27 protein-coding genes are annotated in these 24,114 nt (G+C 41.3%); 9 read left to right on the top strand and 18 right to left on the bottom strand.

What is annotated here, in order from left to right; translation table 11 throughout:
- The first annotated feature begins 1 nt into the window (after position 1).
- Both phoR and ABMY41_RS03275 read left to right on the top strand, forming a co-directional pair.
- Positions 2-1,333, top strand: coding sequence for a phosphate regulon sensor histidine kinase PhoR (gene phoR, locus ABMY41_RS03280; RefSeq protein ID WP_287243527.1), 1,332 nt, complete (start codon positions 2-4; stop codon positions 1,331-1,333).
- 91 nt (positions 1,334-1,424) lie between these two features.
- Positions 1,425-2,393, top strand: coding sequence for a phosphate ABC transporter substrate-binding protein PstS family protein (locus ABMY41_RS03275; protein ID WP_054560880.1), 969 nt, complete (start codon positions 1,425-1,427; stop codon positions 2,391-2,393).
- A gap of 52 nt (positions 2,394-2,445) precedes the next feature.
- Here the strand turns inward: ABMY41_RS03275 and mdoH are convergent, their stop codons facing one another.
- The 10 genes from mdoH to sfsA all read right to left on the bottom strand — a co-directional run bounded on the left by mdoH (position 2,446) and on the right by sfsA (position 12,876).
- Entirely contained in the window at positions 2,446-4,428 is a 1,983-nt protein-coding gene (gene mdoH, locus ABMY41_RS03270) for a glucans biosynthesis glucosyltransferase MdoH (protein ID WP_252949007.1), read from the bottom strand.
- A complete protein-coding gene (locus ABMY41_RS03265; protein WP_349274129.1) occupies positions 4,400-6,118 on the bottom strand; it encodes a glucan biosynthesis protein G in 1,719 nt (572 codons plus the stop codon). The genes mdoH and ABMY41_RS03265 overlap by 29 nt, the downstream gene beginning before the upstream one ends.
- 346 nt (positions 6,119-6,464) lie before the next feature.
- Positions 6,465-6,704 (bottom strand): hypothetical protein, encoded by a 240-nt coding sequence (locus ABMY41_RS03260; protein WP_058585751.1) that lies wholly within the window; start codon positions 6,702-6,704, stop codon positions 6,465-6,467.
- A 57-nt stretch (positions 6,705-6,761) separates the two neighbouring features.
- The gene (gene panC / locus ABMY41_RS03255) at positions 6,762-7,613 is read right to left on the bottom strand and encodes a pantoate--beta-alanine ligase (protein ID WP_175082962.1); all 852 of its coding nucleotides are present in this window, start codon (positions 7,611-7,613) and stop codon (positions 6,762-6,764) included.
- Positions 7,614-8,408, bottom strand: coding sequence for a 3-methyl-2-oxobutanoate hydroxymethyltransferase (gene panB / locus ABMY41_RS03250; RefSeq protein WP_063530220.1), 795 nt, complete (start codon positions 8,406-8,408; stop codon positions 7,614-7,616).
- 29 nt (positions 8,409-8,437) lie between these two features.
- On the bottom strand, positions 8,438-8,926 hold the full coding sequence (folK, locus tag ABMY41_RS03245) for a 2-amino-4-hydroxy-6-hydroxymethyldihydropteridine diphosphokinase (protein ID WP_251600927.1): 489 nt from the start codon (positions 8,924-8,926) through the stop codon (positions 8,438-8,440).
- Between the two features lie 2 nt (positions 8,927-8,928).
- On the bottom strand, positions 8,929-10,215 hold the full coding sequence (gene pcnB / locus ABMY41_RS03240; protein WP_287243535.1) for a polynucleotide adenylyltransferase PcnB: 1,287 nt from the start codon (positions 10,213-10,215) through the stop codon (positions 8,929-8,931).
- A 292-nt stretch (positions 10,216-10,507) separates the two neighbouring features.
- Positions 10,508-11,452: a tRNA glutamyl-Q(34) synthetase GluQRS gene (gene gluQRS, locus ABMY41_RS03235; protein WP_252949002.1), complete on the bottom strand. Its 945-nt coding sequence runs from the start codon at positions 11,450-11,452 to the stop codon at positions 10,508-10,510.
- Between the two features lie 20 nt (positions 11,453-11,472).
- Positions 11,473-11,916, bottom strand: a complete 444-nt coding sequence (gene dksA / locus ABMY41_RS03230) for an RNA polymerase-binding protein DksA (protein WP_135925983.1) — start codon at positions 11,914-11,916, stop codon at positions 11,473-11,475.
- 240 nt (positions 11,917-12,156) lie between these two features.
- Complete coding sequence (gene sfsA, locus ABMY41_RS03225; protein WP_251600923.1) at positions 12,157-12,876, bottom strand: DNA/RNA nuclease SfsA; 720 nt, start codon at positions 12,874-12,876, stop codon at positions 12,157-12,159.
- Positions 12,877-13,025: 149 nt separating this feature from the next.
- Here sfsA and pepB point away from each other — a divergent pair, with 149 nt between their 5' ends.
- On the top strand, positions 13,026-14,321 hold the full coding sequence (gene pepB / locus ABMY41_RS03220; protein ID WP_349274128.1) for an aminopeptidase PepB: 1,296 nt from the start codon (positions 13,026-13,028) through the stop codon (positions 14,319-14,321).
- Between the two features lie 462 nt (positions 14,322-14,783).
- On the top strand, positions 14,784-15,350 hold the full coding sequence (locus ABMY41_RS03215; RefSeq protein WP_054560872.1) for a phosphoribosyltransferase family protein: 567 nt from the start codon (positions 14,784-14,786) through the stop codon (positions 15,348-15,350).
- Between the two features lie 37 nt (positions 15,351-15,387).
- Here ABMY41_RS03215 and ABMY41_RS03210 read toward each other — a convergent pair whose 3' ends face one another.
- Positions 15,388-16,044 carry a Crp/Fnr family transcriptional regulator gene (locus tag ABMY41_RS03210; protein WP_054560870.1) on the bottom strand — a complete coding sequence of 219 codons (657 nt, stop codon included), beginning with the start codon at positions 16,042-16,044 and terminating at the stop codon, positions 15,388-15,390.
- A 268-nt stretch (positions 16,045-16,312) separates the two neighbouring features.
- Between ABMY41_RS03210 and ABMY41_RS03205 the strand changes: the two genes are divergently transcribed.
- Positions 16,313-16,543, top strand: coding sequence for a YgjV family protein (locus ABMY41_RS03205; RefSeq protein ID WP_054560869.1), 231 nt, complete (start codon positions 16,313-16,315; stop codon positions 16,541-16,543).
- Positions 16,544-16,545: 2 nt separating this feature from the next.
- Here the strand turns inward: ABMY41_RS03205 and ABMY41_RS03200 are convergent, their stop codons facing one another.
- From ABMY41_RS03200 to ABMY41_RS03180, 5 genes are all read right to left on the bottom strand, one after another.
- Positions 16,546-18,186: an amidohydrolase gene (locus ABMY41_RS03200; protein ID WP_289097790.1), complete on the bottom strand. Its 1,641-nt coding sequence runs from the start codon at positions 18,184-18,186 to the stop codon at positions 16,546-16,548.
- A gap of 93 nt (positions 18,187-18,279) precedes the next feature.
- Positions 18,280-18,513 (bottom strand): EF-hand domain-containing protein, encoded by a 234-nt coding sequence (locus tag ABMY41_RS03195; protein ID WP_063703288.1) that lies wholly within the window; start codon positions 18,511-18,513, stop codon positions 18,280-18,282.
- Positions 18,514-18,517: 4 nt separating this feature from the next.
- On the bottom strand, positions 18,518-18,751 hold the full coding sequence (locus tag ABMY41_RS03190) for an EF-hand domain-containing protein (RefSeq protein ID WP_063703291.1): 234 nt from the start codon (positions 18,749-18,751) through the stop codon (positions 18,518-18,520).
- Between the two features lie 98 nt (positions 18,752-18,849).
- Entirely contained in the window at positions 18,850-19,077 is a 228-nt protein-coding gene (locus ABMY41_RS03185) for a hypothetical protein (protein ID WP_063703293.1), read from the bottom strand.
- Between the two features lie 9 nt (positions 19,078-19,086).
- Positions 19,087-19,314, bottom strand: a complete 228-nt coding sequence (locus ABMY41_RS03180) for an EF-hand domain-containing protein (protein ID WP_349274127.1) — start codon at positions 19,312-19,314, stop codon at positions 19,087-19,089.
- Between the two features lie 312 nt (positions 19,315-19,626).
- Here ABMY41_RS03180 and ABMY41_RS03175 point away from each other — a divergent pair, with 312 nt between their 5' ends.
- Genes ABMY41_RS03175 through ABMY41_RS03160 form a run of 4 tightly spaced genes read left to right on the top strand, consistent with a single transcriptional unit; the run spans position 19,627 to position 23,468 of the window.
- Entirely contained in the window at positions 19,627-21,084 is a 1,458-nt protein-coding gene (locus ABMY41_RS03175) for a HAMP domain-containing sensor histidine kinase (RefSeq protein ID WP_287242405.1), read from the top strand.
- 1 nt (position 21,085) lies between these two features.
- Positions 21,086-21,613, top strand: a complete 528-nt coding sequence (locus ABMY41_RS03170; protein WP_349274126.1) for a hypothetical protein — start codon at positions 21,086-21,088, stop codon at positions 21,611-21,613.
- Positions 21,614-21,615: 2 nt separating this feature from the next.
- Positions 21,616-22,959, top strand: coding sequence for a sigma 54-interacting transcriptional regulator (locus ABMY41_RS03165; protein WP_349274124.1), 1,344 nt, complete (start codon positions 21,616-21,618; stop codon positions 22,957-22,959).
- Between the two features lie 8 nt (positions 22,960-22,967).
- Entirely contained in the window at positions 22,968-23,468 is a 501-nt protein-coding gene (locus ABMY41_RS03160) for a DUF1543 domain-containing protein (RefSeq protein WP_138558369.1), read from the top strand.
- Positions 23,469-23,632: 164 nt separating this feature from the next.
- Here ABMY41_RS03160 and ABMY41_RS03155 read toward each other — a convergent pair whose 3' ends face one another.
- Positions 23,633-23,842 carry a hypothetical protein gene (locus ABMY41_RS03155; protein ID WP_054560860.1) on the bottom strand — a complete coding sequence of 70 codons (210 nt, stop codon included), beginning with the start codon at positions 23,840-23,842 and terminating at the stop codon, positions 23,633-23,635.
- A gap of 50 nt (positions 23,843-23,892) precedes the next feature.
- Positions 23,893-24,063, bottom strand: coding sequence for a hypothetical protein (locus tag ABMY41_RS03150; RefSeq protein ID WP_158685596.1), 171 nt, complete (start codon positions 24,061-24,063; stop codon positions 23,893-23,895).
- Positions 24,064-24,114: the final 51 nt, after the last annotated feature.

Genomic DNA, 24,114 nt, shown 5'->3' with positions numbered 1-24,114 from the left:
TATGTATCGAGTAGTGAATAAACAGGCGTTAGCAAAACGCCTGTTTATGTATTTCTTACCCTTGTTATTAGTTGGCGTACTTGTAGGTGCGCCTTTTTTGCTTTTATTTTTAGGCTCTTTTGCACTTTTAATTTGGCATTATCATCAATTATATCGCCTCAGCGATTGGCTTCTTAATCAACGTAGTTTTAACCCACCCGAAGGGGAGGGAGCATGGGAGCAAGTCTTTGAAGGGATCTATCACTTACAGCATCGAAACCGTAAAAAACGCAATGAATTGGCAGACTTAATACGCCGCTTTCGTGACGGCGCCGAGGCTGTGCCTGATGCGGTTGTCGTATTACAAAAAGATCTTAGCATCATTTGGTGTAACCAATTGGCTTTAAAAGTTTTAGGGTTACAGTGGCCTACTGATCATGGGCAACGCTTAGATAATCTTATTCGCGATCCTAAGTTTGCAAAGTACATGCATAAAGCCTGTTTCGATGAACCGCTCGAGCTTGATGGTGGCCACAGCTACGATCAAACCTTAGAGTTTCGTGTTATGCCCTATGCAAGTTCACAGTTGATGATGGTGGTGCGTGATGTTACTCGCTTAAAGCAACTTGAGCAGATGCGTAAAGACTTTGTGGCCAATGTTTCTCATGAGCTGAGAACACCGCTTACTGTGGTAACCGGTTACTTAGAAATGCTTGATTCAGATAGCTTACCACCTCCTGCAATGTGGCAAAAAGCGCAAACAACCATGCTTGAACAATGTAAGCGTATGGATAGCTTGGTCAATCAATTACTTTCGTTGTCGCGTATTGAAGGGGCACGTCGTCAAGATAACGATAAACCTGTCAATGTGCCGCAGCTTCTTACCTATATTCAAACCGAAGCACAGTCATTGAACCAGGACAAAGGCCATGAGCTTATATTTAATGTTGATGCGAGTTTAGACATTAAAGGGGCCGAAGACGAATTACGTAGTGCTTTTTCTAACCTTGTTTTTAATGCCATTCATTACACCAAGCCAGGTGGCAAAATTGTGGTTGATTGGCAGCTTAAAGATAACCAAGCCGCATTTAGTGTGACCGATAATGGTGATGGTATTGCCGCAGAGCATATTAACCGTTTAACCGAGCGTTTTTATCGTGTCGATAAAGCTCGTAGCCGTACGACAGGTGGGTCTGGGCTAGGTTTAGCAATTACAAAACACGTACTTACAAGGCATGATAGTCGTTTAGATATCAGCAGTAAATTAGGACAAGGCTCGACCTTTGCGTTTGCATTTGGTAGCGAAAAAGTCGTGCGTATTGCAGAAAAAATTGAAAAAACTGCAAAGTCATAAAAATGTCATTTAAGGGTAATCTAACTGTCATCTAGTGTCATTAGAGTAGACCGCAGTTAGGAAATGGGACGAACAAATCGGAGTAACCCCTATGAAATTCAAAAATCTCGTTGCCGCAATGGGTGTGGCTGTAACAACATTTGTATCAGCACAAGCAGCTGCAGTTGATAAAGATATGCCTGAGTACACTAAAACAAGTGGTATCTCTGGTAACTTCTCATCTGTTGGTTCTGACACTCTTGCAAACATGATGACGTTCTGGGCAGAAGAGTACAAACGCTTCTATCCAAACGTAAACATTCAAATCCAAGCAGCGGGTTCTTCAACTGCTCCTCCAGCATTAACTGAAGGTACAGCAAACTTCGGCCCAATGAGCCGTCGTATGAAGTCAAAAGAAATCGAAGCATTCGAAAAGCGTTACGGCTACAAGCCAACTGAAGTTCGCGTTGCAATCGATGCTCTAGCTGTATTCGTACACAAAGATAACCCAATCAAAGGTTTACGTATTGACCAAGTTGATGCGATTTTCTCTTCTACACGTAAATGTGGTGCAAGTGAACAAGTTAATCGTTGGAGCGAAGTAGGTCTTGAGGGGGATTGGGCTGCAAAAGATATCCAGCTTTACGGTCGTAACTCAGTATCAGGTACTTACGGTTACTTCAAGAAGAAAGCACTTTGTAAAGGTGACTTCCGTAACAACGTAAACGAACAACCTGGTTCTGCATCTGTAGTACAGTCAATCTCTTCTTCAGTGAACGCGATTGGTTACTCAGGTATCGGTTATAAAACATCAGGTGTACGCACAGTTCCACTTTCTAAGAAAGGCGACAACTTTGTTGATGCAACATTAGAAAACGTAGCAACAGGTAAATACCCACTATCTCGTTTCTTATACGTTTATGTGAACAAGCACCCTAATAAGCCACTTTCACCAATCGATGCAGAGTTCTTAAAAATGGTTCTTTCTGTAGACGGTCAAAAAATTGTTGAGAAAGATGGTTATGTGCCACTTTCAGGTAAAATGGCAATGGCTGAACTTAAAAAGCTAGGCCTTCTGTAACAACCATACAGACATAGATGAAAAAACCGCTCATTGAGCGGTTTTTTTTCGTTTAGCTTTTGGCAAAGAGCTTGGCTTTAATACGTTGCTGAGCAATACGTACTTGCTTGCGCTTTTTACCCGAGGGTGCCTTAAAGCTTTGAATAGGCATTACCGTTGGGTATTCATTAGGTAATGCTGGCACACTAAAGTCAGCGTGTTCATCTTTTGGCAAGCCAATTTCTTGTTGATGTACACGAAGTGCCGCTAAGGTATCATCGTTTTCAACTTCACTTGGGCATAAAAATAAACCCATTTTACGCATTTTAACTCCTAAGCCGATGCTGCTTGAATAGCGTACAATTGGCGCTGCTAAAATAAGGCCTACTAAAATAGGTGATAACCACCAAAAGAAAGTCGGTGTGTAATAGTAGGCAACTGAGCCCCAGATAATCGCAGTAATAGTCGAAAATAACGTATAACCAATCGCTTCTTTCCACGGCACCATTCTGCCTTCGCGAGGCTGTGCATCCCAGCTAACTTTTTTACCTAAAAATACGCACACTACAAAGTAGCTATGAAACACCATCATTAAAGGGGCAATCACAATCGCAAAAATAGTTTCGATGAGTGAACCGGCAATTAACTTCATCGTACCGCCAAAGGCTTTATTACGATGCACTAAAGTCACAATTACGCCCATTAATTTAGGCAGTAACAACAATACAGCTGTAATAAATAACAACGAATCAATTAAATCCGTTTTGGCAATTTGCCAGGTTGGGAAAAGTTGATAAGCATGGTTAAAGTACACGTCGCTATTAAGTGCACGAGTTACTGCATCTAAGGTACTTAATGCCAGCATAGATAACCAAATTAACGATGAAATATATGCTGTGGCACCAAATAAAAAATGCATTTTACTCATTAGCTTAAGACCTGATTTAGGCAGTAAACCTAAATGCTGGATATTACCTTGCACCCAGCGTCTATCACGAATCGCGTAATCGAGAATGTTACTTGGTACTTCTTCGTAACTGCCTTCAACATCGCTAAGCAGTAACACATCCCAACCACTGCGGTGTAGCAGAGAAGCTTCTACAAAGTCATGACTTAAGATCTCACCACCAAATGGGGCATTACCTTTTAGAACAGGTAGGCCGCAGCACTTTGTGAATGCTTCAACGCGAATAATCGCATTGTGGCCCCAGTAGTTTGCTTGGTTTGTTTGCCAAAAAGCAGAACCAGTTGCCAGCATTGGGCTATATAAAATTGATGCAAACTGTAAAAAGCGACCAAAAAACGTGTCTTGGCGAACCGGAATCGGGATCGTCTGGATCAAGCCTGATTTTGGATTGCTGACCATGCTAGAAGTCAGTTCAAGCATACATTGACCCGTCATAATGCTATCGGCATCAAGCACAATCATGTGATCGTATTGGCTGCCCCAACGTTCACAAAAATCAGTTAAGTTACCCACTTTACGGTGTTTATTATCTTCACGGCGACGATAAAAAGTATGCTTTGCTAAATCACCTAAGCGCTCAGTAAGTGCATTCCACGCTTTAAGTTCATTACGTGCAATTTCAGGGTCTTGCGTATCACTTAGCAAGTAAAAGTCGTAATGCGGCATTTGCCCTGTTTTAGCCAGCGAGCGTAAACTTACTTCAAAACCGGCGATGACACGCTCTGTATCTTCGTTGTAGATAGGCATAACAATGGCTGTTTTAGTTTGGCTCAAGGCATGCTGATTAATCTCGATTGGCTTTTGACGTTTTAAGGTCAACGGGTCAATACGAAATAATTGCAGGATGAAGCCCATACAGCCACTACAAAAGGCTGTAACAATCCACGCGAAGGTAACTGTAAATAATGCCAGTAAAGCGTACTCAAGCGGTGTCATGCCGTTAGAATTTAAAATATCGAACATGATCCACACGCCATAGGCAGTAATGGTAAGCGCTAGGCTTGAAAAAAGCCAAGCGCGGGTCTTCTTAAATGGCATTGCTGTTGCCTTTAATGCTTTACTATTGGACGTCGTTTGGATACCAGACATAGCTCCATACCTCGCTGATTTCTTTATCACGTAGTTTTAACGATAAGCGCATATCAACAGGCTTATCTCCCTCTGGCGCCACTTTAAATGCTACGCGCCATCCTTGATTGTTTGGTAACTGCTGTACCGTTTTATCGCTTATTTGCCCAGCAGAGAGTGTAAGATCCGCCTGCATGGCAAAATTAGCTGATAGTTGATTAATGGTTTCGCCACTAAAATCAACGGTAAATTGGCGGTGGCTTTTTGGTGGTGGATTGTCTTCACCAGGTAATGCTGCACTACCAATTCGGGTTCTTAACACACTCGCTTTATCTTGAGTTGCAAGCCTGGCATTGAAAGTCGAAAGCTTGTAACTAAAGCTTAAGCTGTCACCAGCTTTCATAGGCTGCTCTGGCACCCAATAGCTAACAATATTGTCGTTAGTTTCGGTATCTGTAGGGATTTCTACTAACTCAACACGCCCTTTACCCCAATTACCCACTGGCTCAATCCACATGCTCGGACGGTTGTGATAATGCGCTTCGGTATCAAGGTAGTTATTAAAGTCTCGGTCTCGCTGTGCAAGGCCAAAGCCTTTAGGGTTCTCGTAGCTAAACGAAGTGACACTTAATTTTTTTGGGTTATTCAGTGCACGCCAAATCCATTGACCTTGTTCTGATTGCATTAATAGGCCATCAGAATCATGTACTTCAGGGCGGTAATCATCAAAAAACTTAGTACTATTTTCACCGTGGTAAAACATACTTGTTAGCGGGGCTATGCCGAGCTTTTTAATGTCTTTACGGGCAAAAATTTGCATCTCGGTTTTTACTTCAGTGTTAGTAGAAGGTGTTAGTTCAAAACGATAGGCTCCCGACACTGAAGGGCTATCTAATAATGCATAAAGCACGATGGTAGTATCTTCGGGTGCAGGTTTTACTAACCAGAACTCTTTGAAAACAGGAAATTCTTCGCCTGAGCTCAGTGCTGTATCAACTGCAAGACCTCGAGCTGACAGACCATATACTTGATGCGGGCCAACTAAACGAAAATACGAAGCACCTTGGAACACAGCTACTTCGTCTTTGTACTGGTTGTTGTTCAGTGGAAAATGCAAACGAAAACCTGCATGGCCAAGTTGTGTATTGGCAATAGCGGTGCTGATCTCTTGCTCTAACGGGGCAGCAGTTGCATCGTAACGATAGTAATCTGTTTTAAAAGGTAAACTTTTTACTTCGGCATTTTGCTCAAGAGTATTGATTGCAACTGGTGAGCGATATAAAAAGCCAGGGTGGAATAACTGCACTTCATACAGGCTTTGATCTTTCCAAATTGCTTGCTCAGTACGAAAACGAATCGCACGGTAGTCCTGATAACCAATATTAGTTAATGCTTCAAGCTCTAACTCTTTAGGCGCTACATACGGCTCAGAGGCTAATTTTTTCGCACGTGCAGTGATAACTTCAAATAGCTTTTCTTCTGGAATCGTGATCATTGCAGGCTTAAGCTCAACAGCAGCAGTATCCTCTACTTGCTGTTTTTCATTTGCGGTTGCTTGAACCTCAGCGGCTGTTTGTTCTGTTTCAGTTGCTTTTGGCTGCTCTGGGTCTTCAACTGCGTAACTATGACCTGCGCTCATGGCTAATAATACGCCCAAGAAGGTCTTCTTTTTAATAGCGCTGAAGAGCTTAGTTCGGGTTTCTGGTTTCATTCAATTTTCCTTTAGCCGTAAATCACGTTAATTCTTTCATATCTCATAGCAATTGCTGGGCCCAAAATAAAAACTAATAATCTCAATGGCTTTGAGTTGGTGCAGCTAAATGCGAAGAGTAAAATTTTGAAATTAGTGAGAAACAATTACACAGTTGCAGTTGTTTATTCGTCACCAATATGGAGAAGTTTAATGAACGAAAGCTTGCCCTAATATGAATAGCTTAAAGGGTAAACAAAAATATGAACAAAATTACCAGAGGCTTAATTGTGAAAGCGAAATTGTTATCGGGAGGGGGAGTGCAGGCACCGAATAGGTTATCAGTGCCTTAAAAAGCGAGCTGTTGTTATTTAACTTCGCCTAACTTTTCTGCATTAGCTTTACATTGGTTGTAAGCTTCAATGCACTTGTTGCTACAGACTTTATGAACTAAGCCATCAGCAGTGCTTTGTTGCTCACAGCTTGCTTCGCATTGATAGTTTTGCTGAGCACATTGCTGCATTTCTGGGTTGTCAATTTTGCTTGAGCAGGCAGACAGTAATGTCATAGCAAACAATGTTGCTGCAATTGCTGGTAGTTTTTTCATGCTTATCCCTAGTTTATGTCTTTTCTTTGCAATCCATCTTACCCAGATTGTTGCTATTTAATCCAGCTCAACTTGTAAATTGTCAATTAATCGTACTGAGCCCAAATAAGCAGCAGCTAAAATAACAAGTTGTTTATCAGCCGCGGTGGCTGGTTTTAGTGTTGAGCGCTCTGCAATCGAATAATAGTCAGGTTTTAGTCCAGCCTTTTCAAGCTGTACTTTTGCATCTGCCTCAAGTGCAGCAATGTCTGCGCTGCCTTGTTTAAGTGCCGTTGCAGTATTATTTAGTGTGGCAAACAGTACTTTTGCGGTGTCTTTTTGCTCATCAGATAAATAGCCATTACGAGAGCTCATTGCTAAACCAGAGATTTCGCGGCAAGTAGGTACGCCAATAATTTCAACTGGAATAGATAGGTCGCGCGTCATGGTTTTAATAACCTGTAGCTGCTGAAAATCTTTTTCACCAAAACAAGCAAAGTCAGGTTGAACCAAATTAAATAGCTTAGTGACAACGGTTGCAACGCCTTTGAAGTGGCCAGGACGCGAGCCTCCACAGTAACCCATAGAAACACCCGGTACATCGACAAAGCTTTGCTCGCCTAAACCATTTGGGTAAATCGTTTCAACGGATGGGGTAAACACGATATCAGTACCAAGATCTGCTAAACCTTGTTTATCTTCGTTTAGTGTGCGCGGGTAACTATCAAGGTCTTCATTGGCACCAAATTGCATCGGATTTACAAAGATACTCACAACCACTTTATCAGCCAATGTTTTGGCTTTTTCAACAAGTGAAAAGTGACCTTGGTGTAAATTGCCCATGGTAGGCACTAGTGCAATGCTCAGGCCCGCTTGACGCCAAGCTTTGATTTGGCTGCGTAACGATTTAATTTCAGTGATTGATTGCATTTATTTAAACTCGTGTTCGGTACTTGGGAAAGCACCACTTTTTACATCTTCACAATACTTTTGCACTGCTGCTGGCATATTGCCGGTTTCTAATAAAAAATTCTTTGAAAACTTAGGGATATAACCTGCCGAAATACCAACTAGGTCGTGCATTACTAAGATTTGCCCATCAGTTTGATTACCTGCACCAATACCAATGGTAGGAATGTTTAGCTCATCAGTAATACGTTTAGCAAGCTCACTTGGAATACATTCTAAAACAAGTAACTGTGCACCTGCCGCTTCAAGTGCTTTCGCATCGCTGACCATTTTATCGGCTTGAGATTGCTCACGACCTTGAATTTTAAAACCGCCAAAAACATGCACTGACTGAGGTGTTAAGCCTAGGTGGCCACATACTGGAATACCTTGTTGGGTCATCGCACGAATGCTGTCGTGCAGCCATTCGCCACCTTCAAGCTTAACCATGTTTGCCCCAGCACGCATCAGCTCTGCTGCATTTTTACAGGCATCAGTTGGGTTGGCATAGGTCATAAAAGGTAAGTCAGCAATCACAAATAATTCGCGGCTACCGGCACGCACACAGCGAGTATGGTATGCAATATCTGTGTTGGTTACAGCAAGGGTGTCATCAGCACCTTGCAATACCATGCCTAGTGAGTCACCGACTAAAATCACCTCGACGCCATTATCATGAAACAATTTAGCAAAGCTGGCGTCGTAAGCCGTTAATGCGGTGATTTTTTGTTGTTCTTGTTTCATTTTATTGAGAGTTGAAACGGTGATTTTAGACATAATTTCCTCTAAGGCTTAGCCTTGGTTGATTACTGCTGAGGGAGTTGTTGTAAATCGTTTAAAGGCAACGTTTTTGTTATATCAGCAAGTGATTGATTATTCGGTAATACAAGTGTTGGTGCAATTTCTAACAAGGGATAAACAACAAATTCTCGCTCTGTTAAGCCGTAATGAGGCACAGTTAAGCGAGGGGTGTTTATCACGTCATTACCGAACAATAAAATATCTATATCAAGGGTACGCGGACCCCAGCGTTCTTCTTTTCTAACACGGCCATGCTCAAGCTCAATGGCTTGAGTTAAATCAAGCAACTGCTCTGGCTTAAGTGCAGTTTTAACACACGCGACTGCATTTACATAATCGGGTTGATCTTGTGGCCCCATTGGTTTGCTTGCGTAATCATGGGATACACAAACAAACTCAACATCTTTTAATGCTTTTAGGGCAGTGACAGCAGCATGAATTTGTTTACGTGGTGTGTTTAAGTTGGCACCTAAACCTAAATAAACGGTATGCATACTTAGTCTACTTTTTTCTTGCGTGGGCGACGACGGCGCTTAGGGCCACCTTGATGTCCTAAACTTTTAACCATCTCTTTTTGGCCATTGATGTCTTGGCTTAGGTAGGTTGTCCACCAATCAGCAAGCTCTTTTTGTTGCTCTTCGCCAGCTTGCACACGCAGTAATAAGAAATCATAAGCGGCTTTGAAGCGAGGCTGTTGAGTGAGCCTATAAGCGCGCTGACCACCTCGTTTATCAAGGCGTTGCTGAATATGCCAAATATCGCGTGCACCCAAGGTGAAGCGTTTTGGTACTGCTACCTGTTGCGCGTTTTCACTCAGTACTTTGTTCATTGCTTGTGCAAATGCATCGTACTCTGAAAGTTGATCGCGTTGTTGTAACTTCTTCGCAATGCTCTGCAATGGGAACCACAATAAGGCTGCAAAAATAAAGGCTGGGGTGACTTTTTTATCAGCATTAATACGTTTATCGGTGTTTTTAAACATTTGCAGGATAAATGTATGTTCGAAGCCTTCAGGGTTAGCATCTAAGATTTTATCAAGCGCAGGAAATAATGCTTTGAATAAACCATACTGGCGTAGCATTAAGTAGTTTTCTTCAGCTTTGCCGTTTAAAAACAATTTGAGTGATTCTTCAAATAAACGAGCAGGCGGAATATGATCAAGTAAGTTAGCAAGGCCTTTAATTGGCTTTTCGGTGCCAGGTGCAATGCTCATTCCTAGTTTGGTGGCAAAACGCACTGCACGTAACATGCGCACAGGGTCTTCACGGTAACGTGTTTCTGGGTCGCCAATTAGCTCAATTTGTTTTGCTTTTATCGCGCTAATGCCATTGGCATAGTCATAAATACAAAAGTCATTAATTGAGTAATAAAGTGCATTAATCGAAAAGTCGCGGCGCTCAGCATCTTCTTCAATACTGCCATAAACATTGTCGCGCAGGAGTTGGCCGTGTTCACTTGATTGGCTAATTTGATTTTTGCTTTCTTCAGCTTCGTGATGGCCACGCATGGTTGCCACTTCAATAATTTCTCGACCAAATACAATATGCGCTAAACGAAAGCGACGACCAATTAAGCGACAGTTACGAAATAGCTTTTTGATTTGCTCTGGGGTTGCGTTTGTTACAACGTCGAAGTCTTTGGGTTGTTGGCCTAACAATATATCTCGAATACAACCACCTACAAGGTAGGCATCAAAACCACCTTCTTTAAGGCGGTACAATACTTTGATTGCATTTGGGCTAAATTGTTTGCGCGAAATACCATGTTCACTGCGTTCGATCACCAAAGGTAACTCGCTCGTTGGCAAAGCATCACTTGATGTCGTGGCATTTGGGCCAATAATCTGCCGACAAAATTGAAAAAGCTTAGAAATAATAATCTGTCTCCTACGACGCGGACTTTGCGACTCATCAAGTATAGCGTTTGTTTGATACTTCGCCGATGTGAGATTGACGTGTAATCAGTGTGTTTTAAATGGCGCTAAATTAAGGTGTTGATGATTCGCACACTTTGGGTCGCTATCATATACCAGCAGGGCTGAAAAATTAAGTTACTCGGCCTTTAAAATTGGCAATTTATTTTTCAATAGTAACAAAGTTACAAAAAGGAGAGTTTGGATCCTCGCTAACTTGTATTTCTTGCACCTTTGGTATGTGTTCAAGGCGGTAAGTTTCAATAGCCCAAGCTAACATCTGATCGATATTTAACGATAAAAGTGAGCTTTCTGGCTTTAAGCCTAAAAAGCGCAAGGCATCGAACAACGCGGGCTTTGGATCTGATTTTGCTATTGCCGGAGCGTAATTTTGTTTTGATAGCTTAAAACCGGGTTTAGCTACTGCTAAAGGTAGGTGGGCGTATTCTGGGGCCGGTTTATTTAGCTGCTTAAACAAACTGAGTTGTCGTGCGGTCGGTTCGAGTAAATCAGCTCCGCGAACGACTCTTGTAATACCTTGTGTAATATCATCGGCGACTACGACCAGTTGGTAAGCAAATAAACCATCGCTGCGCTTTATTAAGTAATCTTCTTTGGCAAGTTGGCTATCAACATACACTTCACCTTGAATTAAATCATGGTAGTGACTGGTTGCAAATTGCTGGGTTAAACGTAGCGCTGAATCAGTTAAAGCGTAGTTTTTATACCGGCAGTGGCCTTGGTATATTCCACCGATTGCTTTAATTTCTTTGCGCGTGCAATGGCATGCATAAACAAGGTTTTGCGAAATTAACTCGTCAACAATGGCTTGGTATTGCTCATGACGCTGGGTTTGGTATATGACAGGCTCGTCCCAGTAAAGACCGTAAGCCTCTAAGGTATGTAATATATCGTCGCTAGCACCGCTTACAACACGCGTTGTGTCGATATCTTCAATGCGTACTAACCATTTTCCTTGATTGGCTTTTGCATCAAGGAAGCTACCCACAGCCGCTATAAGTGAGCCAAAATGTAATGGCCCTGAAGGGGATGGCGCAAAGCGGCCACGATATTCACGCATTGGCGTGTTAACGGCTGTGGTAGACATGGGCTAATTAAAGGATGTAATTAACCGCGTCCAGATTGCTTTTCTTTAATTTCCGCAAGCGTTTTACAGTCTACACATAAATCAGCTGTAGGACGCGCTTCTAGGCGGCGGATACCAATTTCGATACCACATGATTCACAGAAACCAAAGTCATCTTCTTTGATTAATTGAATCGTTTTTTCAATTTTCTTGATCAGTTTACGCTCACGGTCACGAGTACGAAGTTCTAATGAGAATTCTTCTTCCTGTGCTGCACGGTCTACTGGATCCGGAAAGTTAGCTGCTTCGTCTTGCATATGCGATTTAGTACGGTCTACTTCGTTACGTAAATCGTTACGCCAAGCTTCTAAAATTTTTTTGAAATGAGCACGTTGTGCTTCATTCATATACTCTTCACCTGGTTGTTCTTGGTATGGTTCCAACCCGGCCTGAGCCAATAACCCTAGTCTTTTTTGGTCTGGCATAACTTTCTCCTAAATCCTTAATATTTTGCCCAGCGTTAGCCGGCGGCTATAAATAGCAGAATCATTAGATTGAGGCAAATTTATTTTAGCTTAATTTATATGCCTCGACCCCTGATTGCATAAATTGCCATGAGTAGAGCCACTACCCATAATTTTAATAAATTTGCTAAGTTATATAGGCAAAAAAAAATAATACAACTTAAATCGTGTTTTTTATTGTCTTTTTAGTAAAAGAGTTGCTTAGCTAATAAAATCACATTTTTCTTGCAGTTTAATTTCTTCTGCAGAAATTTTTGCTTTGTAAGCAATGACTTCAACACCGTTTTCTATAGCTTCAGTTAATAGTTGGGCATATTTTGGATCGATATGTTCTGCCGCACGTACGTGATTGATACCTTCATGTAAAACGGCAAAAAATAGCACTGCACGATGCCCTTGCTGCACCATTTCTATTAACTCTCGAAGATGTTTTTGGCCTCGCTCAGTTTTTGCATCTGGAAAATAACCTTGCCCAGAGTGTGGGTCTGTTTGTGAAAGTAATGTCACAGATTTTACTTCTACATAGCAATGGGATTTATGTTCATCTGTTAATAAAAAGTCGATTCGGCTATTTTCTTGGCCGTATTTTACTTCTGCAGCAATGGTTTGATAGTCAACAAATTCAGCAATCGTGCCTGCATTTAAGGCTTCTTGTACAACCTTGTTTGCAATCGCGGTATTAACACATATTAAGTGATCGAATTGGTTCTGAGTTAATTGCAAGGATTGAGGGTACTTGCGTTTGGCGTTATCACTGGTTGAATAAAAAGCCTTAAACCCTGGCTCTGCACAGCCCGTCATTTTGCCAGTATTGGCACAGTGAGCTGTAAACTCTGCGCCATCGGCAGGTTTTAAGTCGGCTAAAAAACGTTTGTAGCGTTTAATCAAGGTGGCTGATTGTAATGCAGGAGTAAACTTCATGGCTTTTATAAATTCGTTTTTCTTTATTGTATGTGATTCATTACGAGGATTGAACCATGCTGCATAATGCTATTTATCGCAAGCTGTTGGGAACTGACGTTGGCTGTAGTAAACTCAAGTAACATTTTTAGCGCAAAGAGTATTCTAACATGTCAGAAAAATTTCTAGTTCAACTTAGCGAGCAGGGCGCTGCCGCACATTGGGGCGAAAAAGCCGCTCTTTCTTTTACTGAACAAGGCGCAACTGTTCATTTAACTGAGCAAGATACACTTAAAAACGTACAAAAAGCAGCACGTACGTTAGCTAATCAAGGCTTAAAAAACATTGCCTTAGTGGGCGATGTTTGGTGTACAGAAACACAGTGGGCTTTTTACCAAGGCTTTGCTTCACCAAAGAATTTAGATGCTATTGAGTTTGTTGAAAATGCAAAAACAGACGGCAAAGAACTGGCTTCATTAAAACAAGCTGCGACGTGGGCTCGTCAAATGATCAATGGCACTGCGGATGACATTTTCCCTGAGAGTCTAGCTGGTAAAGCGGCAGAATTTATTCAGTCATTAGCGCCAGAGCACGTAAGTTACCAAATTATTAAAGGTGATGCTTTATTAGAGCAACAATGGATTGGTATCCATGCGGTAGGCCGTGGTAGTGAGCGTCCACCGGTATTATTAGCATTAGATTACAACCCAACTGGCGACGAAAATGCCCCTGTTGCGGCCGCTTTAGTTGGTAAAGGCATTACGTTTGATTCAGGTGGTTACTCAATCAAAGCAAGTGAAGGCATGTTAGGCATGAAGTGCGACATGGGCGGTGCTGCTACAGTAACTGCAGGTTTAGCACTTGCTATTAGTCGTGGTATCAACAAACGTATTAAATTGTTTTTATGTTGTGCTGAAAACTTAATTTCAGGTCATGCCTACAAACTTGGTGATATCTTAACGTATAAAAATGGCACCACAGTTGAAATCGTTAATACCGACGCTGAAGGTCGTTTAGTGCTAGCTGATGGCTTAATGGCTGCAGGTGAGTCTGGCGCGCCATTAATCATTGATGCAGCAACGCTAACAGGCGCTGCGCTTGTTGCTGTTGGTCAAGAATACAATGCATTGTTCGGTCTTGATAAAGAGCTTGTACGTGACGTACAAGACTTTGCAGAGCAAGAAATGGAAGCTGCATGGCCATTACCTCTTGAAAAGTGGCATCAACAAAACTGCCCGTCGCCATATGCCGATACCGCAAATAGTCGTCCACAAAAAGGTGGTGGTTACGGTGGCGCTTCTAATGCGGCTGGTTTCTTATCACGCTTTGTGCCAAATGAAGGCAAAGGTTGGGTTCACATTGACCTTGCTGCTGCATTTAACATGGGTAGCACAAGCGAGTGGGCTGCAGGCGCAACAACTCAAGGTATGCGTACCGTTGCAAGAACTTTACTAGAAAAAGCATAAGCAATTATCTATAGGGCGTGTTGACCTTTTATGATTAACTTTGCAGCAGTGTGTTTGGTATTTAGGCAAGGCAGAGCCTATGTAGTGTGGTTGTTCCACATAAATAGGCGATAACGCAGCATTAATGCCAAACACGTGCTGCCCTTCGGGTTCTTCCTAGGGGCGATTAACTCTTTGTTGCTCGATTTTTACTTAGCCCACTAGGTTACAAATCTCGCGCCGTGATTAAATCGCCCCTAGAGTGAACAAATTTAATCCACAAAGGTCAACACGCCCTTATTAAGCCCCTTAACTTTATCTAAGTTAAGGGGCTTTTTTGATCTAACAGGTAATTTTACAAACTGATACAAGCTTTTTTGAGTAAATTAGTATAAAATCCCGCCCCACATTTTCTCATCCTGTGGTTAGTTTTTATTAAATTAGCTACACTTGAATGATCAATTCACACTGGGGTCTCTATTTATGTCAGATAAGTGCTATATCACTGCGCAGCAGCTTCTTGAAGATTCATTTCGTGTTGCGGCACAAGTTTATGAAGATGGTTTCCGTCCTGATTTCATCATTGGTATTTGGCGTGGTGGTGCTCCAATTGGTATCGCAGTTCAAGAATATTACGATTACAAAGGTATCGAAACTGACCATATCGCAGTGCGTACCTCTTCGTATTACGGTATTAACCAGCAGTCGAAAGAGATCAAAGTTCACGGTTTGCATTACATCATTGAAAATGCCAATGCAGATAACTCATTACTAATCGTTGATGATGTTTTTGATTCTGGCCGCAGTATTTTTGCATTAAAAGAAAAGCTATCGGAGTTAATGCGTTTAAACCTACCACGTGATATTCGCGTTGCTTGCCCATACTATAAGCCGAAAAACTCAAAAGTAGACATGGTGCCAGATTACTTCATTCATGAGTCTGAAGAGTGGTTAGTGTTCCCTCATGAGCTTTCAGGCCTAACGCCAGACGAAATTATCGAAGGTAAGTCTGATTTAGCCAATATTCATGACATACTTTTAGAAAAGTAAGTTTGAATATTTTTGCAGTTATGAGTGTGTTCTACACTTATAACTGCGCAAAACTTTCGACGTAGTCGCTAAGCTTGTCAATATCTACCACTTGTAAACCTTGATTACTTCTCTGCACTAAACCTTTTTCAACTAGTTCTGTAACTACGCGTCTATACGCTCTTTCTGTGGTGGCAAAGCGCTCTGCTTCAGCATTTACGGTAGGGTAGGCACGCAGTAGTGTTGGGTTGCTGTTTTCAGCTCTTAATAAGCAATCTTTAGCTATATTGTAGCTAAGTGGTAATAGCAGCTTATCTAAGTTTATTTTTTGGTTTTCTTGGAATTTAGCGGCAATTGTTTGTGCTGTGTATAAGCTTAACTCAGGCTTTTCTAAGAGTAGTGCGCGCCAATGTTTAAGCTCAATTAGGTTATAACTTACATCGCTAAAGCACGTAACTGTGTAAATACACGGGTAGTTATTTAGTGCTTCAATCTCACCAATCAGTGTGTTGTTACAATCAAGCTGGCCCAAAAGAAGGCGTCGGCCATTACCCACGTCATAGCTGAACGACACCGTGCCGCTTCTAACTAATACAAGCTTTGACAAGGGTTGATCTTGATGGATCAGCACTTCTTTTTTAGCTTGTTGAAAACTGCTGCCAGCAAATGTCAGCAATTGGTCAACAAGATAGCTTGAAAAATGATATTGAAACATTAACGCCGCTCTTCGGACAATTGTCCTATTTATTACATCTTAATGACGCTAGCATTAAGATTCTAAGAATTTACGCTAACTTGCTAGTAAGGTGATTCACGTTACTGATACCTTCATTTCCCGTGTAATGATTTTAAAGCTAAGATTATTCTTAAGCTTTACAAGGTTTTTAGTAAGTTAGCTTTTTTATTTTATTGTCAAACTAGCACTGAGTGCGTCAAAAAAAATGACAAGCTCCAATGCTAACCTAAAGCCTAGGAGAGAACAATTGAGTTGGGAATATTTAGGCTATTTAGCGTCAGCACTTTTGGTTGCTTCTTTGACAATGAGCGATGTAGTAAAACTACGCTGGCTCAACCTAGCAGGATGTATTGCATTTACCTTCTACGGGCTGGCAATTGGTGCCGTTCCGGTGGCCTTCACCAATGGTTTACTGGCGTTTGTGAATATTTACCACATCATTAAATTAAAGCGTCAGCAAAAAGCTGACGCCGAGTAATATTATTCCTCTTTTTTATATTTTAGCTCGCCCGCAATCCAAGTTTGTGTCACGTTTATATCGTGGATCTCAGAAACTGGGGCTTTGTAATAGTCTTTATCAATCAAAATAAAGTCAGCCCACTTTCCTTGCTCTAAACTACCTACCTTAAACTCTTGATGTGCAGCATAAGCACCACCTAAAGTAAACGCACGCAAAGCTTCATCACGCGATAGCAGCTCTTGTGGTCGCCAGCCGCCTTCAGGAAGTTGATTATGATCCATTCGTGTAATGGCTGAATATAAGCCATCAAACGGATCAGCAAGCTCTACAGGAAAGTCAGAACCTGCGGCAATTACTGAGCCTTGTGCTAAAAAGGTTTTCCAAGCATACGCCCCTTCAAGTTGTTTTTCAGTTAGGCGTTGCTCTGCCATATGCATATCAGAGGTTGCATGAACAGGCTGCATTGATGGAATAATTTTTAACGTTTTAAAACGAGGGATATCTTCAGGAGTCACAATTTGTGCGTGTTCAATTCGATTACGCAGTAAAATCCCACCGGTTTTTTTAAACACATTTTCATAGGCATCGAGTACAACATGATTGGCTTTATCACCAATGGCGTGGGTGTTCGCACTAAAACCATGAGCAAAACTTAGGTTAAATAGTTGCTCAAGTTTTTCTTGGGTTTCAAGCATTAAGCCGTGGTGATTTTTACGATCTGCGTACTCCTCGATAAGGGCTGCGCCTCGACTTCCTAAAGCACCATCCGCATACACTTTGACACTTCGAATCGACAGCATGTCATTCATGTCTTTATATTTGCCCGCTTTGAGCATGGTTTCTAGCTGAGGGTCAGCTGCACTTAGCATGGCAACGATTCTAACCGGAAGGGACTTTTGCTCAGAGCGCTGCTTGTACACTTGCCATGTATCATAATCAATACCGGCATCATGGGTTGATGTAATACCCAAACTTAGTAGATGTTTACCTGCATTATCTAATGCCGTATTAATGCTGGCATGGCTTGCTTTTGGTACATGTTGGGTAACAAGCGTTTCGGCTTTATCAATGAATACCCCAGAAGGTAACCCTGAATCTAACTTTAAAATTTCACCGCCGGCAGGAGAGGGAGTTTGTTTATCAATACCTGCAAGTTCCATGGCTTTTGAGTTAACCCACACAGCATGGCCATCAACGCGAGAAAGTACCACTGGTTTGTCTTTTACATATTTGTCTAAATCAGCGGCAGTTGGAAACTCACCGCCAGGCCATTGCTCTTGATTCCAACCGCGACCAATGATCCAACCTTGTTTATCTTTGGCAAACTCAGCCAGCATTTTGCCAACCTCACCTGCCGAGCGCGTGTTCCTGACATCAAGTTGTGAGAGGTTATTCCCTAAACCAATTACATGGCCATGAGCATCGACTAAACCAGGTAATAACGTGGCTTGCTTACCATCAATAGAGGTGGCGTCAGGGAAGCTGTTTTTAATTGAGTCATTGCCTGTTTTTACGACTTTACCGTCTTTAAAAACCAGTGCTGAAAAGTGTTGGGTTTCGCCCTTGTAGGTAGGCGTGTAGCCATTTACATTGTAAATAACTGTGGTGTTGGCAAAACAGCTAAGCGAAGCTGTTGCTAGTAGGCTGATGATAAGTTTCATAATCTTCTAATAGTTTTTATTGATTTATGAAAACAGTATCAGAGTTGCAGTAAACTGCAACTCAGCAGCAATTAAATAGTTAACCTGGACTGTTTATTTGCTTGCGTAGACCTTAAATTCACTAAGCGATAATTTATTATCTTTATCGCTGTCATAGTTTTTGAAACGTGACCATAGAGCAGGGTCTCTCGCAGACTCTGAGCGAGTCAGGTAACCATCGTCATTACGATCAAGTTGTTTAAATTTTTCACCAATACTATCTGCAGCAAAACTCACTGTGCTAGTTACACAACATAAAATTAGGCTGGCAAAGGTTAATTTTGACATTACTTTAACTCTTGTTTGTTAAATAGTGTTTAAATTCAAGGAGCGATATTTGTTGATCTTTATCTGTATCCCACTGCGCCATGCGTTTTTGCAAGTGCGGTTGCGATGACAGTTCCTGCACAGATAAAAAGCCATTTTTATCTTTATCAAGGTGATCAAATCGTTGTTTTACATCCAATGCTAAGCTATTGAAGCTTATAGTAATTAAGGTACATGAAGCAAGCCAGAAAATTCTCATAATTACTCTCCAAATAAAAGTGCTTGCCATAATTTAACTCCCAAAATTTAAATCCGTTTACACATTCCCTCTGGGATTATGGCAAGCACTTTAAGCCGTTAAGGTTTGAATTTTTCAAACTCTTGTTCAGACAGAACCTGATCGCCGTTTTCATCCAGATCGGCAAATTGCTTAAGTAGGTTATCGTGTTTGGTTGCTTCAGTTAATGAAATCTCGCCGTCGGCGTTAATATCAAACTTAGCAAATCGAACATCCATTTGTGATGCTAAAACGGTGGCGCTGATAACTAAAAACATCAGCGAGAATGCAGCTAATAGTTGTTTCATTACAATCTCCTATTGAATAAACGACTGAAACTCAGAAAATGAAATTTGGCCATCTTGGTTACTATCAATTTGCGTAAAGTTGCCATGTAATAATGCATCTTCAGATGCTTCTGCTTCATTCAAAAAACCATTACTGTCTTTATCTAGTTCGTTAAACGTTGTTTGCAAATCAAGTGCATAACAACTTAACGAGATGAGACTTATAAGCAGGGTGGCTGCCAAGGCCGTTACTTTCATTTTGTGTCCTAAATAACTAATTTGCTTAGTACTAATCAAAATCAGTGCCAACATTAAAAGGTTTTAATTATCAATCGCTTATATTTATTATGTGGTTTTGAATGCGAAATAGTTACAGGGTATTGTGTCTTTTTTGCAACGATTTTCAGGTGTTAAAAGTTTATCCTTATTATTTCAATTAGTTAGCATGTTGCCAAATAGCAACTTTGTATCGGTTTTTGGGTGAAAATCAGTCCTTTTTAAGGTCGGATTCAGCGAGTGTCTAAGTTTGTTCACTAATAATCAGCATCTGCAATTATGTTGAGAGTGAATATGCAAAATAAAGTAGCGATAAAAATAAAACAGTTACTCAATTGGCGACCTAGTCTTATTGGCCAGTTCGTCTGTAGCATTTTGCTGTCTTTGCTGCCGTTATCCTTGGTGGTGATTTTATTTTTAAATGCGCTCAATAAGCAGCTTGCAGTGACTCAAGAAATCGTCGGTGACAATTACGAAATCACTAAAGCATTTAATAACCTCAAACAAGACTTAAATAGCTTAGAAAGGGCAACTCGACAAAATTGGGTGCTTAAAAGTGAATCCCTCGATAGCTTGATTGCCAATAAGTGGCAATCTTCACTGCAAAGTATTGATGAGCTTATATTTTTAAGCCCAACCGCTGATTATGTCTCGCAGTGGCGGCAACTGGCTGAGGTATTACAATTTGCACAACAGCACTTGTTGATAGAGCAAAAGCAAGACGGTGAGTTATTTGCTCCTGCCAGCAAGCTTATCAGTGAGCAAACAAATTGGCTCAAAGAGCAAAATGAATTACGCATCACAAAAAATCAGCAGCAATTAAAAGCACTTCAAACTTCATTCATTAATTGGTTAGTTGCGTTAATTCCTCTCACGTTATTGGTTGGAGGCGGGTTTCTTTGGCGGATCAGCGGACGCCTGAGAGAGCTTACACATGTGATTGATAAACTAGGGCAAGGCCATTGGCAGCAAAAAATTCAAGTTCGCGGCTCGTCAGAGTTAGTTGAATTAGGTAATAAATTAGAGTGGGTTCAAGCACAGCTACATATGCTTGAGCAGCAAAAAGATACGTTTTTACGCCATGTGACACATGAATTAAAAACCCCCCTTGCTTCGATGGTTGAAGGCACAGACTTACTTACAGATGAAATTGTTGGTCCAATCAATAGCGAGCAACAAGCCGTCCTCGAGTTAATAACACAAAGTATGGTGCGGCTCAGAGCCATGATTGAAAGCTTATTGAGTTACAACGCCATTCGCACGAGTAAGCAAAGCCTAAGCGAGCTTAACTTTAACTTGATGATGAATAAAATTGAGCGTCATTTTGAGCACCGATTATCAGCGCGTGACTTATCCATTGTTTGGGTGAATGAATTACCAAATAAAGCTTTGTTTATCTCAATTGAGCTACTTGAAATGGTGCTCATTCAGCTTACCTCAAATGCGCTGAAGTTTTCGCCAGAACATGAGTCAGTGACAATAAAAGCAAGCTTAAAGCAGGGACAGTTAATTTTGAGTGTCAGCGACTTAGGTGTAGGGATAGAGGATACTGAAAAAGCCGCTGTATTTGGGGCTTTTTACCAAGGTAAGAATGCAAAACAACATACTGAAATGGGCAGCGGACTCGGTTTAACTATCGTTAAAGAAACTGTTGAACAATTAAACGGTAAGCTCTCTATTACAGATAATGAGCCACAAGGGTGTGTATTTACAGCCATTTTACCAATTCAATTAACCCAAGGAGTTAACTGATATGGGCTTAGCGAATAAAGCCAGTTTTATGCTTGTTATAGGCACACTTTTTATAACAGGGTGCACGATCACGCAAAAGCATGTTGAGCCAGAGCAAGTAGAGCCGACAACAGATGTGAAACCTCAAGGGCAACCTAATCCAAAGCCTCGGCCGAAAAGTGAGCCGCTATACCCGCCTGCAAGTAAAGTCATTGCTTGGCATGCAGCCAAGTGTGGTGGCTTTAAAGCGGGTTCTGATAAAGCAAATTATGTCGGCGAAAATGAGCTAAAGCGTCTGTTTGAGTCAATTTGTTTACTCGGTGCTTCTGAGCCAGAAAAAGCCCTTAATCAGCTTGAAAAAAGTGACCATGCTTTTTATTGGCCAGATGATATTAAGCAGTATCTATGGTTACAAAAGCAATATTTACAACAGAATTTAGCAGCAAAACAAGCAAAGCAAGCACTGAGTGATGAAATGGAAAAAACCTTATCGTCGCTTGCGACTATCGAACAACAACTTCTGCTACGTGAAGAAACCAAGGAGCAGTAATCATGAATGAAGTAACAAAACCACGGGTTTTATTAGTAGATGATGATGCGAGTTTATTAAAGCTACTGGCAATTAGAATTGAGTCAAAAGGTTATTTGGTTAGTACCGTTGAAAGTGGCATTGAGGCATTACAAACGCTAAAAAACCAAACCTATGATGCGGTGATCACCGACTTAAGAATGGATGAAATGGACGGCATGGCTCTACATCGCCAGTTACAAAGTCGTTATCCTTCAATGCCGGTGATTATGATGACAGCACATGGTTCGATACCTGATGCAGTGGAAGCGACGAAGCAAGGTATATTTGCATTTATTACCAAACCGGTTGATAAAGATGAGCTGTTCGACAGCCTTGCTAAAGCTATCGAAATTCATGGTGTACACGGCGATGAAACACCGACACAAACCAATATAGTCACCCGTAGCGGGGCGATGTTGCATTTACTTGAGCAAGTTAAATTGCTTGGTCCAACGCAAGTGAATGTGTTGATCTCTGGTGCCAGCGGCACAGGTAAAGAGTTGCTTGCACAAGCAATACATCAACACAGCCATGTTAGTGACGGGCCATTTGTGGCAATTAACTGCGGCGCTGTGCCGGGGGAGCTTTTAGAGTCTGAATTATTTGGGCATAAAAAAGGCGCGTTTACAGGTGCAGTCAAAGACCATCAAGGTTTGTTTCAACAAGCACAAGGTGGTACCCTTTTTCTAGACGAAATTGGTGATATGCCGCTAAATTTACAAGTAAAACTGCTTAGGGTTTTACAAGAGAAAACCATTCGTCCTGTGGGCTTTCAAGAAGAGATCCCAATTGATGTGCGAGTGGTGTCGGCGACCCATAAGAACCTCCCTGAGGCAATCAATAATCAGCAGTTCCGTGAAGATTTATATTACCGATTAAACGTGGTGAACTTAAAATTGCCTCCGCTTTGTGAACGCCGAGAAGATATTAGTTTGCTAGCACAGCATTTTGCAGGTCTTATTGCTAAACGTATGGGGCAAGAGCAAAAGCAGTTTGCTAATGATGCGATGCATGCCTTGGTGCGCTATGACTGGCCGGGTAATATTCGTCAATTACAGAATGTGATAGAGCAGGTAGTAGCTCTTACACCGGGTAAAGTGATTGCAGCTCAGTTGGTAGAGAGTGCATTAAACAGTAATATTAGTATTGCTGAACCGCTTTCGTTAAATGATGCAAAAAAAGAATTTGAGCGAGATTATTTAATTAATACGCTGAAGATGTCAGCAGGTAATGTTGCCGAAGCCGCAAAACTTGCGAAACGTAATCGCTCAGATTTTTATAAATTAATTAAAAAGCACAACATTAATGTTGAAAGTTTAATATAAGGAAAAACATGGCGCTTTTTTTAGTCTATCTGGGCGGTCGTATTCAAGGTTGCCACATTGAAATGCACGACGTTCGATTTGTCGTAGGCGATAACATTGAGCAAACCTATTCAAAACTTAAAGCGCAATGGGTGGGTGATAAAAGCAATGTGCACATGGATAGCTATATGCAAATTCAGCATATTGATGGCTATCAGGTCGAAGTGGTTGATACCCAGTATAATCAAGCTGAAAAACTATACTTTGTAAATTTAGGTGCTTACCGAGCAGATAGCCTTGCTGAGCAACATGATTTTGCGTTGTATGTTGCGCGTAGTAGTGAAGAAGCTAAACAACGCGCTAAAGAGTCTTTATTGGCTGGGTTGACTCATCTTCATAAAGATGATTTACACGATGTAGACGATTGTTTTGCGATTGATTTGTTAGATAGTAACTTATCAATCAAATTAACGCCAAGCGGGCAAGCACAAGCAATGAAGCCCGATTGGTTTGGCTATCACGTTCTGTAATACCAATCCGCAATAATACTTAATCATTTTGAGGGATTAAACCTGTCGCTAGCTGCGTTAAAAATTTCTGATTTAGAACAACTAAATAATGAAATTTTTGCCTTGCTATCAACGAGGTTTTCTTGCCTCAAAATAGACCACTTAATTAAGCGAATTGGTATAAGCTAATCTTGGTTATCGTTTTTACTGGCAACTTTAAAGGCGATAATCACCAACCCAAACAAGGCAAATGGCAGTGCAGCGAGTAAATACTCAACGGTATGGCTGTCTTGGTAGTTAGGCTGGAGTAGGAAGTGACCTGCAACACAAAGTAAAATAGCCACGAACAAAACGGGCAGTAAAATCAGTTCTTTTTTAGGTGAGTGTTTTTTCATTACAAGGCGTTATATTCCAAAGGTGCGCCATTGTAATGAGCTACCCTTAGCTAGGTCAAATAAGTTGCTTTGTAGTTTGCTTTATATTGCGCTGTATCAACTTTTTTAGTGTCAGCTTTAACAGGCTGCTTTTTTGGAGCTGCTGGTTTATCAGTTGTTTCATTATAGCTAAATAGCCCCATAATGAATTCAATCTCTTCACGTTGTAATCCAGATCGCATGATGCCCTCCAAAAAATAATTTGCCGTTTGTATTACAAATATTACGTCCTG

Origin of the sequence: Pseudoalteromonas sp. BZA4 (genome assembly GCF_040104395.1) — a bacterium.
Taxonomy (GTDB): Bacteria; Pseudomonadota; Gammaproteobacteria; order Enterobacterales; family Alteromonadaceae; genus Pseudoalteromonas.
This window is presented reverse-complemented; position numbering and strand designations above follow the sequence as displayed.